Below are 12505 nucleotides of genomic sequence, written 5' to 3'. Positions count from 1 at the left end.
GGACTTACTTCACCCGGCCGAGGTAGCTGCCGTCGCGGGTGTCGACCTTGACCTTCTCACCGGTGGTGACGAAGAGCGGCACCTGGATCTCGGCGCCCGTCTCCAGGGTGGCCGGCTTGGTGCCACCGGTCGAGCGGTCGCCCTGGACGCCCGGCTCGGTCTCGGCGATGGTCAGCTCGACCGCGGCCGGGAGCTCGATGTAGAGGACCGAGCCCTCGTTCTGCGCGACGAGGGCCTCGAAGCCCTCCAGCAGGTACTTGGCGGCGTCGCCGACGACCGACGGCTCGATGGTCAGCTGGTCGTAGGTGTCCATGTCCATGAACACGAAGTTCTCGCCGTCCTTGTACGAGAACTGCATGCCGCGCTTGTCGACGTTGGCGGTCTCGACCTTGGTGCCCGCGTTGAAGGTCTTGTCGACGACCTTGCCGGTCAGGACCTCCTTGAGCTTGGTACGCACGAAGGCCGGGCCCTTGCCGGGCTTGACGTGCTGGAACTCGACGACGGACCAGAGCTTGCCGCCCTCCAGCTTGAGGACCATGCCGTTCTTGAGATCGTTCGTGGAAGCCACGGGCGCACTTACTCCTGTATAGCTGTCAAGGAACCAAGGGATTGCGTCCTGCCGCCCACGGCCCCGGGGGCCGCGGTCACAGGGCGAGGAGCTCCTTGGTGGTGATGGTGAGCAGCTCGGGCCCGCCCTCCTCAAGGGGGCGCACGACGAGCGTGTCCTCGATCCGGACGCCGCCCCTGCCCGGGAGGTGAACCCCCGGACCGACGGTGACCGGCACGCGGCTGTCCAGTTTACCCATGTCCGCCGGACCGAGGCGCGGCGCCTCCCGGATCTCCAGCCCGATGCCGTGGCCCACCGGGTGCGGGGAGGGCTCGGTGTGGCCGGCCGCCTCCAGGACCTGCCGGGCGGCCCGGTCGGGTACGCACTGCTCCACGCCTGGTCCGAGCGCCTCCCGCCCGGCCCGCTGGGCCCGGAAGACCAGCCGGTGCAGCTCCACCTGCCAGGGCGCGGGGGCGGCGCCGATCACGAAGGTGCGGGCGGTGGAGACGCCGTAGCCGCGGTACTGGGCGCCCATCACCACGGTCAGGAAGTCGCCCTCCTCCACCCGGCGGTCGGTCGGCTGGTGGGCGGCCTGGCCGGAGTGGCTGCCGGTGCCGACCGAGACCGGGAAGGCCGCCCGGTCGGCGCCGTGGTCGATCATCCGGCGCTCCAGCTCCATCGCCAGGTGCCGCTCGGTGCGGCCGACCAGGATCGACTCCAGCAGCTCGCCCAGCGCCTGGTCGGCGATCTCGGCGGCGATCCGCAGGTCCGCGATCTCGTGCTCGTCCTTGACCACCCGCAGCCGCTCGACCGTCCGGCCGAGGTCCACCAGCCGGGTCCCCGCTATCAGGTCGCCCACCGCCCGGTGCCGGCTGACGGTCAGGTCGTGCTCCTCCACCGCCAGGCCCAACACCCCGGAGCGGGTGGCCGCGGCTGCGGCGGCCAGCGCGGTGTCCGAGCCGGCCGCCACCGGCAGCCGGGCGACGTCCGGGGCGATCAGGTGCTCCCCGGTGTCGTCCGGCGGCAGGTCGTCCGGCAGCGCCAGCAGCGCCCGCTCCCTGGTCAGCAACAGGCTCGCCCCGCAGGGCGCGCAGCCCGTCAGGTACCGCACGTTCGCCGCACGGGTGATCAGCGCCGCATCGGCCCCGGCCGCGCTGCAGTGCTCCCTCACCCGCTCCCGCCGCCCCGCGTACGCATCCGCCATGCGTCGAGCCTACGAACCCCCGGCCCGAAGCGCCCGCCGAGCACCCCCGCCAGAACCCCCGGTGCCCCTTGCGCGCCCCCCGCGCGACCGCGCCGTCGCCCTCCGGCCCGCGCCGGGGCCCCCGCCCCCACCGCCGCTCGGACGCGCGCCGCCGCCGAGGGGCCCACCTCCCCTCGGCGGCGGCTTCCTCCCGTCGCGCCTACTGCCCGTCCGGGTCGAGCAGACCCCGCCGGTACGCCGGGACGAGGTTCTGCGGGACGAGCATCTCCCGGCCGTTCAGGGTGATCGCGACCAGCTTCGGGGGCGTCGCCCGCCACTGGGCCCGGCGGTGCCGGGTGTTGCTGCGGGAGGTCTTGCGCTTGGGTACGGCCATCGCGGGCTCCTTCTCGGGTGGTGTGGTCGAACGCGTCGTCGGGCGGCGCTAGCGGGTGGCGCCCGAGGCGTACGGCAGGAGGGCCGTCTCCCGGGCGTTCTTGATCGCCCGGGCCACCGCCCGCTGCTGCTCGGCGGTGAGCCGGGTGACCCGGCGGCCGCGGATCTTGCCGCGGTCGGAGACGAAGCGGCGCAGCAGGTCGGTGTCCTTGTAGTCGATGTACTCGATGCCCGCCGCGAGCAGCGGGTTGGGCCGGGGCTTCGGCGGGGCGGATCGTTTGCGCACGGGAGGGCGCTCCTTCAGTGGACGGGGTCGAGCAGGTCCTGGAAGGCGTCCGGCAGGGCCTTCCAGCCGGGTTCGCCGGCGGCGAGTTCGGCGTCGGTGAGCAGGCAGGAGTCGAGCAGGTCGGTGATGCCGTCGACGTCCAGCCCCTCGGCGGTGAAGCTGAGCTGCTGCACCCGGTCGCCGTGCCGGGGGTGCCAGTCGAGGGCGGCGGCGGCCCGGCGCGCGGGCGGGTAGAGCTCCCAGGCCGCGTCGGGCAGAGAGGTGAGCCAGGGCCCGCACTCCTCGACCGCGAGGTTCGCCCCGGCGGCGTCCCAGGCGAGTATCAGATCGGGCCGGTTGGCCAGCCAGAACCGGCCGCGGCTGCGCTGCGCCGCCGGGACGAGCAGTTCCAGCGCCCGGTGCAGCCGCTCGGGGTGGAGCGGTCGGCGGCGCTCCCACAGCAGGGTGGCGACGCCCGCCTCGTCCCGCTCCTGCGGCAGCAGCGCGAGCGCCGGGTTGACCCGGTCGCGGGCGGCGGCCACGTCGAAGCCGCCGAGCGCGGCCCGGGTGAGCGCGCCGGTGCCGAGCCGGACGGTCCGGGCGGTGGCGTGCAGCTGGCGCAGGAGGGCGAGCCCCGGCGCGTGCGCCGCGGCGCGCGGCACGGCGAGCGTGCCGGCGTACTCGATCTGGTGGGCGAGCGCCTCGGCGCGGGTCCGGTCGTCGCGCGAGGCGGTCTGCTCGCCGTGCTCCGCCAGGTCGTCGGGGACGGAGAGCTCGCCGACCAGCCGGTCCGGGTCGACGGCGGTGACCACGCCCGCCAGTTCGACGGCGTCGTCGAGCGGCCGCCCGTCCACCTCTCCCCCGGCGATCACCTCGACCGCGGGGTGCGGGTCGCTGCCGCCCCACAGTTCGACGATCGCCAGTCCGTACCGGCCGCCGTCGGCGATCTCCAGCAGCCGGGGCAGCAGGTCCTCGCGCAGGGCGCAGCACGGGCAGTCGTTCGCCAGCGGGACGTCGGCCACGTCGAAGGCCCCGGCGGCGTCGCGCAGCTCGCGGCGGACGGTGCCGAGCGCGGCGTCCCGCAGGTCGTGGTGCAGGACCACGGCGTCCACCGCGGCCGCCGCCAGTTCCTCGACGGCGGCCCGGCGCTGCTCCGCGTGCAGGCCGGCGACGACCACCACCGGCAGCCTGGTCCCGTCCACGGCGCTCACCAGCTCGCCTTGCGGACGCCGGGCAGGTGCCCGGCGTGGGCGTGGGCGCGCAGGTTGACCCGGGAGAGGCCGAAGGCCCGCAGGTAGCCGCGGGGCCGGCCGTCCACGGCGTCCCGGTTGCGGACCCGGGTGGCGCTGGCGTCGCGCGGCTGGCGGGCGAGCTCGGCCTGGGCGGCGGCGCGCTCGGCGGGGCCGGTGCCGGGGTGGGCGATGGTCCGCTTGAGCTCGGCCCGGCGCTCGGCGTAGCGGGCGACGACGGCGCGCCGCCGCTCGTTCTTGGCGATCTTGCTCTGCTTGGCCATCAGACCTTCTCCCCCCGGGCGCGGATGCGGGCGACGGCGGCCTCGATGCCGATCGCGTCGACGGTGCGGATGCCCTTGGCGCTCAGCGCCAGCCGGACGTACCGGCCCTCGCCGGGCAGCCAGTAGCGCTTGCGCTGGATGTTGGGGTCGAAGCGGCGGCCGGTGCGGCGGTGCGAGTGCGAGATCGCGTTGCCGAAGCCGGGCCGGCGGCCGGTGAGTTGGCAGCGGGCGGACATGGGTGCTCCCTGGCGTCCGGGAATGGGCAGGACCGGGCTCACGTTACACCAGATGAAAATGACTTCCATTTCGATGTACGGTTCGAGCCAACCCCTCGGACCGGACCCCGAGACCCCGACCCCCAGACCCCAGGAGGACGTCCCATGGCCCGCAGCGAACTGCGCCCGGTGATCAGGCTCCGCTCCACCGCCGGCACCGGCTTCACCTACGTGACCCGCAAGAACCGCCGCAACGACCCGGACCGGATGGTCCTGCGCAAGTACGACCCGGCCGCGGGCCGGCACGTCGACTTCCGCGAGGAGCGCTGACCCCGGACACGCGAACGGCGCCTCCCCGGACTCGGGGAGGCGCCGCGGGCGGCCGGGCCGCTCGGCTCAGGAGCCCTCGGGCGTCCAGCGCTGCTCGACCCGGGCGAGCTTCCAGTACCCGATCGCGATCGCCCAGACGACCACGAACAGCCCGGCGATGGCGTAGCCCACGTTGTCCAGCGAGATGTCCGCGACGAACCCGGTGACCGGGTCGGTCAGGTCGAGCTTCTCGTGCAGCACCCCGACCAGCTCGATGGTGCCGATGATGAAGGCCACCGCGATCGACAGACCCGTGATGGTCAGGTTGTAGTACACCTTCCGGACCGGGTTGGCGAAGGCCCACTGGTACGCGAAGTTCATGAACGTCCCGTCCAGGGTGTCGAACAGGCTCATCCCCGCCGCGAACAGCAGCGGCAGGCAGACGATCGCGTACCAGGGCAGCCCGGAGGCCGCGCCCGAGCCGGCCATCACCATCAGGGTGACCTCGGTCGCGGTGTCGAAGCCCAGGCCCAGCACCATGCCCACCGGGAACATCTGCCCCGGCCGGGTGATCGAACGGGTCGCCCGGTTCAGCACCCGGGCCATGAAGCCGCGCGAGTCGAGGTGCGCCTCCAGCTCCTTCTCGTCGAACTTCCCGGCCCGCATCGAGCGGAACACCCTGAGGATGCCGAGCAGCGCCGCCAGGTTGAGCGCACCGATCAGGTAGAGGAACACGCCGGAGGTGGTCGTCCCGATCACGCCCAGCCACTTGTGGGTGGCCGACTCGTCGTCCATCAGTGTGTTCGCCAGCTGCGCGCCGCCCGCCACCAGGGCGGCCATCAGCACCACCATCGAGGAGTGCCCGAGGGCGAACCAGAAGCCCACCGAGACCGGCCGCTTGCCGTCCGCCATCAGCTTGCGGGTGGTGTTGTCGATCACCGCGATGTGGTCGGCGTCGAAGGCGTGCCGCATGCCGAGGGTGTACGCGGTGATGCCGAGGCCCACCCCGAAGACCTGGGTACCGACCGCGTACCGCTCGGGCGCGACCAGGAAGATCAGCGTGCCGAAGGCCACCACGTGCATGGCCACGATCACCGCCATCAGCCCGGCCGTACGGACGGTGTCCTCGCGCCGCCATCTGAAGCTGGGCAGCACGGAAGGGGCCGGCTTCGCGCCGGCGGCAACGGTTTCGGGCAGGGTCATCTGCGGATCACGCTCCAGCACCTCGTGGAAAACCTCGTGAGATGCCGTGGCCGGTCTCCTGGCTGACGGGATACCCGTGCCCGCCTTCCCAGGTGCGCGAGGCACCCAGTGGCTCCGTGGGCACGGACGACGTTCCTCCGCGGGCGGAGGAACGACCCGATCACAGTGGCGAGGGCCGCTCCGGGCTGGGACCCCTGAGGGTCCGTCACCGGTCTTCCCGAGCACCACGGCGGGGAACACCGTAGGGGCCGCGCCCCGACCCGTGCAAGGCTGCGCACCTGCGCAGGTGTCCAGGATCACAGGCGACCGCCTGCAAGAATGTCCGCATGCATCTCGTACCGGCCGACCGCGCGGGCCACCGCACCATCGACGGGCACCGGGTCTGCGAGGCCATCGCCGCGATCGGCGACCCCGCGCACGTCCGGTCCTGGGCCGAGCGGTTCTCCCTGCTCGCCGACCCCGGACGGCTCGCCCTGCTGCTCGCCCTCCACCGGGCCGGCCCGCTCGCCGTCAGCGACCTCGCGGTGGCCACCGGCATGCGCGACCCCGCCGTCTCCCAGGCCCTGCGGCTGCTCCGCACGGCCGGCGTGGTCACCGGCGACCGGGACGGACGAGTGGTGCGCTACCGGCTCGTGGACGAGGCCATGCGCCCCCTCCTCGACGAGTGCGCCGCCGCCGAGCACCACGAGCCCAGCGCGGCAGTGGGCTGACCCGTCCCGCCGACCCCTGCCCGACCTGCTGACTCCTGCTCGGGAAGGCGCGCCGCGAACGGCCCCGGCCAGTACGATCATGATGTGCCGTCCCACCCCCATGCCTGGCCCGCCGACCGCTGGAACACCGACCCGGTCAAGGCCCGCGTGCTGGCGGTCGCCCGCACCCTCACCTCGGCCACCCGGGTGCTGGACGTCCTCTCCCTGCTGAGCCCGCACGGCATCGAGTGGTACTTCACCGTCAACCCCGGTTCCGTCTTCGCCGACCGCGCCCTGGACGAGTACCTGCACGGCCTGTCCGGCTTCACCGTGCTGGACTGGGACGACGCCGTCCGCCACCGCTTCGACCTGGCCGTCGCCTGCGCCGTCCACTCCTCCATGCACCGCCTGGACGCCCGCCTCGTCGTCCTGCCGCACGGCGCCGGCTACAACCGCCTGGTCACCGAGTCCACCGGCGACACGGTCAGCGCCGCCGGCCTGTCCCGCAACGAACTCACCCACCGCGGGCGGGTGTTCGTGGACGTCCTCGGGCTCTCCCACCCCGAACAGCTGGACCGGCTGCGGACCTCCTGCCCCGAGGCCCTGGACGTCGCCCGGGTGGTCGGCGACCCGTGCTTCGACCGGATGCTCGCCAGCCGGCGCTCCCGGGACGGCTACCGCGCCGCGCTCGGCGCCGTCGGCGGCCGACGGCTCGTCGTCGTCAGCTCCACCTGGAGCGAGCACTCGTTATTCGGCCGCCACCCCGACCTGCCCCGGCGGCTCGTCCGCCAACTGCCCGCCGACGAGTACACGGTGGCCGTCGTCCTGCACCCCAACGTGTGGAGCCGCCACGCCCCCGGGGCGCTGCTCGACGACGCCCGCCGGATGGGCCTGCGCCTGATCCCGCCCCACCAGGGCTGGCAGGCCGCGCTCGTCGCCGCCGACTGCGTGATCGGCGACCACGGCTCGGTCACCGTCTACGGCGCCGCCCTGGAACACCGCACCATGCTCGTCGCCACCGGCGCCGCCGAACTCGACCCGCGCTCCCCCAGCTACGCCTTCGGCCAGGCCGCCCCCGTCCTCGACCCGGACGGGGACCTCGCCGCCCAGCTCGAACAGGCCCTCGCCGAGGCCCCGGCCGGCCTGCGCGAGATCACCGACCGCTCACTCGCCCACCGCGGCGAATCCGCCCGGCTGCTGCGCCCGCTGCTCTACTCCTTCCTGGACGGCCTGGACGAGCCCGGGGACGAACCGGCCCTGCCGCCCTACCCCAGGCCCGTCCCCTGCCCCGGGGCCGCCGAGTGGCCCACCGCGTACGACGTCGAGGGCAGCACCGAGGGGACCGAGGTGAGCCTGCGGCGCTACCCCTTCCACCCGGACGACCACACCCCGCGCGGCTTCCACGCCCTCACCGACGAGCACCCGGGCGACGCCCTCCGCTACACGGCCGAGGTGATCGCCCGCACCGAGGCGCACGCCGAACGCCCCGCCGCCCGCTGGCTCGCCGACACCGCCGCCGAACTGCCCGGCCTCGCCGTCGCGGTGGCCGCCCTCGGCCCGGCCCGCCACCTGCTCCGGCTGCACGGCGGCCGGCTGCTGGAGGCCCGCGCCGAACCGGACTGGGGCCGCCCCGACCCCGCCGTCGACCCGCTGCTGCTCGGCTCCGCCGTGGCCTGCTGGCTCGCCGACGGCGGCGACCCGGCCGGCCTCCCCGAGCACGGACTCACCGTCCGCACCGGCGGGGACCGCACCCGGGTGTCCTTCCGTACCGGGCCCTGACCCCGCCCGCCCGCTACGGACCGCCCCTCGGCCCGGACCGCCCCTCAGCCCGCCAGCTGCCGCAGCCGCTCGCGGCTGCGCTCCGCCAGCTCCGCGTCGTCCAGCTCCTCGGCGAGGGTGACGAGCAGGGTGTGGGCCTGCGCCTCCTTCGCGTACTGGTTCCGCTCCTTGGCCTGCCGGGCGCAGTCGTCCGCGTGGACGACGGCGAGGTCCAGCTGCCCGAGCGCCCGGTGGGCCCGGGCCCGGACCAGCGGCAGCTTCATCAGCATGTCGTTGTCCCGCGTCCGCCCGGCCCGGGCGGTGGCCTCGGCCAGCAGGGTCAGCGCCTCCTCCGGACGGCCGTCGGCGATCAGCGCCTGCGCCAGGTTGTAGCTCTGGACGATCTCGCCGTGGTCGTCGCCCCGGTTCTCCGCCAGGGCCAGGGTGAAGCGCTCCACCGCGTCGCCCGGGCGGCCGTCGGCCAGGCAGAGCAGGCCGTCGGTCTCGTAGAGCACCCCGACCACCCGGCGGTTCGTCACCAGCGGGACCAGCTCCGTGGCGAGCGCCAGCTGCTCGGCGGCGAGCCGGTACTCCTTGCGCTCCTGGTGGGCGCGGGCGAGCTGGTTGCGCATCTTGACCACGGCGGCCGGCTGGTTGTCCCACTGGGCCGACTCGATGCCGAGCCGGTGGGTGGCGATCCAGTCGTCGTAGAGCTTGCGGCCGTGGTACAGCGGCCAGAGCGACTCGCAGAGCCGCCACACCTCGCCGTGCCACCCCTGCGCGGCCGCCTCCTCCACCACCGCGCGGAAGTCGGCGCGTTCGGCGTACAGCCACTCCAGGGCCGCGGCGTCGGAGGCGAAGCCGGGCAGGTCGTCGCCGCTCGGGTCCTGCAGCCGGAGCCGGTCCCTGCCCATCGTCCGGTCGGCGAGCGAGGCACGGCCCCGGAAGTACGCCACGACGCCGGCGAGGAGCCCGGCGCGGTCGGGCAGCTCCCGCGTCCGGCCGTAGGCGTGCAACCGCACCACGTCGTGGGCCCGGAATCGGTCCTCGCCGTCGTCGTCCACCACCTCGTCGAGCACGTGGACGCCACGCAGCTCCCTGACCGCCTGCTCGGCCCGATCGACGCCGACCGCCCGCGCCAGTTCGGCGGACACGAAGGGGCCGGGGTGCACGCCGATCAGCTGGTAGAGCGCCCGGCCCGGCGCCGACAGCCGCTCGTGGACCAGGTCGTACGTCGCGCCGAGATCGCTCTCCTCGTCCTCCAGCATCGCCAACCTGCCCTCCCGGTCGTGCAGTTCGGCCACCACCCGGCCGACCGGCAGGCTGTCCCGGTCCAGCAGCTGGCTCCCGACCGCGTTCAGCGCGAGCGGCAACCCGCCGCACAGCTCGACCAGTTCGGCCAGTTCCCCGTCGGTTCCCCGCCCGGAGCCCACCCAGCCCCGCACCAGTTCGGCGCCCGCCGCCGCGCTCAGCGGCCCGAGTCGGCGCACCTCGGCGCCGTCCATCCGCAGCGCGGGCAGCCGCCGCCGGCTCGCGACCACCACCAGCCCGCAGGCGGGGAGCAGCGCCCGGACCTCCGCGGCGTGCTCGACGTTGTCCAGGAAGAACAGGCACCGGCGCCCGGCGGTGGCGGTGCGGAAGGCCGTGAACCGCTCGGCCTCCACGGCCGGGGGCTCGGCGCCCAGGGCGCGCAGGAAGCCGGCCAGCAGCCCGGGGAGGTCCACCCCGCCCTGGTGCCGGTAGGCCTTCAGGTCGGCGTAGAGGTCCCCGCCGGGGAAGCGCTCCCGGTGGCGCTCGGTGAACTTGGCGATCAGCTCGGTCTTCCCGACCCCGCCGAGGCCGGTGAACACCACGACCCCGAGTCCGCCCTCCTCGACCCGGTCCAGCGCGCCGGCCAGTGCGGCGAACTCCGGTTCACGGTTGACGAACGGGCCGTGCGGCGCGCGCACCTGACGGGGCGTCGGCACCGTCGGCGGCTGGTGGAGGTGCACCGACCCGATGCTCCCGGCCTGCACCACATGGCCGCCCACCGTGGCGCCTGACACGGTGCTGGCCACCTCGTGCCGCTCCATCCGCCTGCTCCCTCCGGCCGCCCGGGCCCCAGCCTACGGGCTGGGCACCCGGCCGGAGGGGCGCTCCGGTGTCACCGGGGGGTGATCTCGCCCATCTCGCCCCAGCCGTCCATGCCGGGGATCTCGATCGAGACGATCTGCGGCTTGGCGGCCACGGCGTACGACATCTCGTCCATGGCCTTGGTGAAGTGCGCGGACTCCACGTGCTCCTTGCCGGCGTCGCCGTCGCGGAACGCCTCGACCAGGACGAACTCGTTGGCGTTGTCGACGCTGCGGGACCACTCGAAGAAGAGGTTGCCGGGCTCGCTGCGGGTGGCCTGGGTGAAACCGTCGACCAGGTCGAGCCACTCGTCGGCGCGCTCGGGGCGGACCGCGAACTTGACCGTAATGAAGATCATGGGACTTCCTTCCCTTCCACGTTCACACGTGGCCGTGCGGACGGGTGCCCGCCGCTCGGCGGGCACCTGTCCATCGTCGCAGGTCAGAAGGGCTCTCCATGACACGGGGGCGTTGCGCGTCCCGGCCGGGGCCGGTCACGCCGCCTGGCAGGCGGGGCACCAGAAGAGGTTGCGGGCGGCGTGCTCCTCCGTCCGCACGTCGGTGCCGCAGACCAGGCAGGGCATGGCGGCCCGCCGGTAGACGTACACCTCGCCGCCGTGGTCGTCCACCCGGGGCGGACGGCCCATCGCCTCGGGGGTGTGCTCGGGGCGGACGGTGTCGATCCGGCCCGCGGTGACGCCCTCGCGCATCAGGGCGACCAGGTCGGCCCAGATCGCGTCCCACTCCCGGCGGGTGAGGTCGCGCCCGGCCCGGTGCGGGTCGATGCCGTGGCGGAACAGCACCTCGGCCCGGTAGACGTTGCCCACCCCGGCCAGCACCTTCTGGTCCATCAGCAGCGCCGCGACGGTCGTCCGGCTGCCCGATATCCGGCGCCAGGCGGCCTCCGGGTCGGCGTCGGCGCGCAGCGGGTCGGGGCCGAGCCGGGCGGCGACGGCGGCCTTCTGGTCGTCCGTGACGAGCGCGCAGGTGTTGGGCCCGCGCAGGTCGGCGTAGCCGTCCTCGTTCTCCAGCCGCAGCCGGACCAGCCCGACCGGCGCGGGCGCCGGGCCGGTGCCGAAGGTGAAGCCGCCGTAGAGGCCGAGGTGGACGTGCACCCAGGCGCCCTCCTCGAAGCCGAGGAAGAGGTGCTTGCCGGTGGCCTCCGCGCCGGTGAGCAGCTGCCCGTCGATCACCTTGGCCTCGTCGGCGAACCGGCCCTGCGGGCTGGAGACCCGCACCGGGCGGCCGCCGAAGGCCTCGCGGTTCTCGGTGGCGAGGCGGTGGATGATGTGGCCTTCGGGCACGGGCGTCGGCTCCTCCGGGCTCGGCGACTGGACCCGTCCATCATCGCAGCCGGCACCGACAGCCCCGTGCCGCGGCGGGTCAGCGGACCGGGACGCCCATCAGCCGGGCCAGGATGACGCGGTCCAGCTCGGCGGCCGTCCCGGCGACGTCCAGGGCGGAGTTGTCGATGATCGGCAGCCCGGAGTTGTACCAGCCGGCCATCCGCCCGTGGATGCGGGCCACCTCCTCGTCCCCGAGCCGGCGGTTGCCGCTGCGCCGGGCGTTGCGGTGCAGCACCGAGTCCAGGCTGGGCAGCAGCACGACCGGGATCATGCCGGGGCCGATGTGCCGCTTCCAGCCGCCGAGGCCGATCGCCGGGCGGTCCGGGAAGACGGCGTCGTCGATGATGCAGGAGATGCCGTTGGCCAGGTAGTTGCGGCAGGCGAAGCCGCAGGTGCGGCGGGCCAGCCGGTACTGCGCCTCGGAGGCGTTGTTCCAGCCGGACTGCGGGTTGGCGAAGCCCGCCTGCACCCACTCGCGGACGTCGTCCAGGCTGATGTGCGCGGTCGGGGTGGGCCGCCGCTCGGCCCAGTGGCGGGCGACGGTGGTCTTGCCGGCCCCGGCCGGTCCGATCAGCAGGACGGCTATCGGCCCGGTGGCCGCGTGCTGCCGCGGCGGGTGGGCCGGCAGTTGGACGGGTGCGCCGGACGGCAGCACGAAGTGCCCGGTGCCCCCGGCGGGCACGGGCGGCGCGCTCGGCACGGGTACGGCCGCGGGGGCCGGGGCCGGGTGGGCGGGAACGGGGTGGGCGGCGGGCCCGGGGCCGGTCGGCCCGGGAGTGACGGGCGCCGCCGGCGCCGGCCGGCCCGGCGGCGGGGACGGCGGCTGCGCCCCCGACGACGTCCCCCGCGTTCCGCCCCCCGGCGGCACCGGCGGGGCGACGGGACGCGGCGGGACCTGCCCGCCTCCGGTGTACTGCGTCACGGCACCTCCCGACACTTCTCAGCGGGGACACTACACGGCGGCCCGGCAGCG

Annotated in this window: 15 protein-coding genes and 1 riboswitch; of the genes, 3 read left to right on the top strand and 12 right to left on the bottom strand. The window is 74.6% G+C overall.

Annotation, left to right across the window (positions count from 1 at the left end):
- Window positions 1-4 precede the first annotated feature (4 nt).
- The 7 genes from efp to rpmB all read right to left on the bottom strand — a co-directional run bounded on the left by efp (window position 5) and on the right by rpmB (window position 4137).
- Window positions 5-568 (bottom strand): elongation factor P, encoded by a 564-nt coding sequence (gene efp / locus AMK13_RS13830; protein WP_049651352.1) that lies wholly within the window; start codon window positions 566-568, stop codon window positions 5-7.
- Window positions 569-644: 76 nt separating this feature from the next.
- Complete coding sequence (locus AMK13_RS13825; RefSeq protein ID WP_074002390.1) at window positions 645-1751, bottom strand: M24 family metallopeptidase; 1107 nt, start codon at window positions 1749-1751, stop codon at window positions 645-647.
- Window positions 1752-1950: 199 nt separating this feature from the next.
- On the bottom strand, window positions 1951-2124 hold the full coding sequence (gene rpmF / locus AMK13_RS13820; protein WP_049661326.1) for a 50S ribosomal protein L32: 174 nt from the start codon (window positions 2122-2124) through the stop codon (window positions 1951-1953).
- A gap of 48 nt (window positions 2125-2172) precedes the next feature.
- Window positions 2173-2409, bottom strand: a complete 237-nt coding sequence (rpsR, locus tag AMK13_RS13815; protein ID WP_049661328.1) for a 30S ribosomal protein S18 — start codon at window positions 2407-2409, stop codon at window positions 2173-2175.
- Between the two features lie 14 nt (window positions 2410-2423).
- Window positions 2424-3590 carry a CobW family GTP-binding protein gene (locus tag AMK13_RS13810; protein ID WP_074002618.1) on the bottom strand — a complete coding sequence of 389 codons (1167 nt, stop codon included), beginning with the start codon at window positions 3588-3590 and terminating at the stop codon, window positions 2424-2426.
- Window positions 3591-3595: 5 nt separating this feature from the next.
- Window positions 3596-3901: a 30S ribosomal protein S14 gene (gene rpsN, locus AMK13_RS13805; RefSeq protein ID WP_074002389.1), complete on the bottom strand. Its 306-nt coding sequence runs from the start codon at window positions 3899-3901 to the stop codon at window positions 3596-3598.
- On the bottom strand, window positions 3901-4137 hold the full coding sequence (gene rpmB, locus AMK13_RS13800) for a 50S ribosomal protein L28 (RefSeq protein ID WP_074002388.1): 237 nt from the start codon (window positions 4135-4137) through the stop codon (window positions 3901-3903). The genes rpsN and rpmB overlap by 1 nt, the downstream gene beginning before the upstream one ends.
- A 144-nt stretch (window positions 4138-4281) precedes the next feature.
- On the opposite strand from rpmB, the gene rpmG reads away from it, so the two are divergent.
- Window positions 4282-4446 carry a 50S ribosomal protein L33 gene (gene rpmG, locus AMK13_RS13795; protein ID WP_049656556.1) on the top strand — a complete coding sequence of 55 codons (165 nt, stop codon included), beginning with the start codon at window positions 4282-4284 and terminating at the stop codon, window positions 4444-4446.
- 66 nt (window positions 4447-4512) lie between these two features.
- Here rpmG and AMK13_RS13790 read toward each other — a convergent pair whose 3' ends face one another.
- A complete protein-coding gene (locus AMK13_RS13790) occupies window positions 4513-5628 on the bottom strand; it encodes a HoxN/HupN/NixA family nickel/cobalt transporter (RefSeq protein ID WP_049656561.1) in 1116 nt (371 codons plus the stop codon).
- A 31-nt stretch (window positions 5629-5659) separates the two neighbouring features.
- A riboswitch (cobalamin riboswitch) is annotated at window positions 5660-5872 on the bottom strand.
- A gap of 82 nt (window positions 5873-5954) precedes the next feature.
- Here AMK13_RS13790 and AMK13_RS13785 point away from each other — a divergent pair.
- Both AMK13_RS13785 and AMK13_RS13780 read left to right on the top strand, forming a co-directional pair.
- A complete protein-coding gene (locus tag AMK13_RS13785) occupies window positions 5955-6338 on the top strand; it encodes an ArsR/SmtB family transcription factor (protein ID WP_049656554.1) in 384 nt (127 codons plus the stop codon).
- 84 nt (window positions 6339-6422) lie between these two features.
- Entirely contained in the window at window positions 6423-8096 is a 1674-nt protein-coding gene (locus tag AMK13_RS13780; RefSeq protein ID WP_143204533.1) for a hypothetical protein, read from the top strand.
- A 44-nt stretch (window positions 8097-8140) separates the two neighbouring features.
- Here the strand turns inward: AMK13_RS13780 and AMK13_RS13775 are convergent, their stop codons facing one another.
- From AMK13_RS13775 to AMK13_RS13760, 4 genes are all read right to left on the bottom strand, one after another.
- Window positions 8141-10147, bottom strand: coding sequence for an AAA family ATPase (locus tag AMK13_RS13775; RefSeq protein ID WP_074002387.1), 2007 nt, complete (start codon window positions 10145-10147; stop codon window positions 8141-8143).
- Window positions 10148-10218: 71 nt separating this feature from the next.
- On the bottom strand, window positions 10219-10545 hold the full coding sequence (locus AMK13_RS13770; RefSeq protein ID WP_074002386.1) for a putative quinol monooxygenase: 327 nt from the start codon (window positions 10543-10545) through the stop codon (window positions 10219-10221).
- A gap of 135 nt (window positions 10546-10680) precedes the next feature.
- A complete protein-coding gene (locus AMK13_RS13765; protein ID WP_049656544.1) occupies window positions 10681-11490 on the bottom strand; it encodes an Fpg/Nei family DNA glycosylase in 810 nt (269 codons plus the stop codon).
- A gap of 79 nt (window positions 11491-11569) precedes the next feature.
- On the bottom strand, window positions 11570-12400 hold the full coding sequence (locus AMK13_RS13760; RefSeq protein WP_107418745.1) for an AAA family ATPase: 831 nt from the start codon (window positions 12398-12400) through the stop codon (window positions 11570-11572).
- Between the last annotated feature and the right edge of the window lie 105 nt (window positions 12401-12505).

This window comes from Streptomyces sp. CB02056, assembly GCF_001905545.1.
In the GTDB taxonomy this organism is placed as follows: Bacteria; Actinomycetota; Actinomycetes; order Streptomycetales; family Streptomycetaceae; genus Kitasatospora.
Note: the sequence above shows the minus strand (reverse complement) of the source record. Positions and strands in the feature narration are given on the sequence as shown.

Coding starts and splice junctions, on each gene's coding strand:
- AMK13_RS13825 (WP_074002390.1), bottom strand. CDS start 1,751: ATGGCGGATGCGTACGCGGGGCGGCGGGAGCGGGTGAGGGAGCACTGC.
- rpmF (WP_049661326.1), bottom strand. CDS start 2,124: ATGGCCGTACCCAAGCGCAAGACCTCCCGCAGCAACACCCGGCACCGC.
- rpsN (WP_074002389.1), bottom strand. CDS start 3,901: ATGGCCAAGCAGAGCAAGATCGCCAAGAACGAGCGGCGGCGCGCCGTC.
- rpmB (WP_074002388.1), bottom strand. CDS start 4,137: ATGTCCGCCCGCTGCCAACTCACCGGCCGCCGGCCCGGCTTCGGCAAC.
- rpmG (WP_049656556.1), top strand. CDS start 4,282: ATGGCCCGCAGCGAACTGCGCCCGGTGATCAGGCTCCGCTCCACCGCC.
- AMK13_RS13790 (WP_049656561.1), bottom strand. CDS start 5,628: ATGACCCTGCCCGAAACCGTTGCCGCCGGCGCGAAGCCGGCCCCTTCC.
- AMK13_RS13785 (WP_049656554.1), top strand. CDS start 5,955: ATGCATCTCGTACCGGCCGACCGCGCGGGCCACCGCACCATCGACGGG.
- AMK13_RS13775 (WP_074002387.1), bottom strand. CDS start 10,147: ATGGAGCGGCACGAGGTGGCCAGCACCGTGTCAGGCGCCACGGTGGGC.
- AMK13_RS13770 (WP_074002386.1), bottom strand. CDS start 10,545: ATGATCTTCATTACGGTCAAGTTCGCGGTCCGCCCCGAGCGCGCCGAC.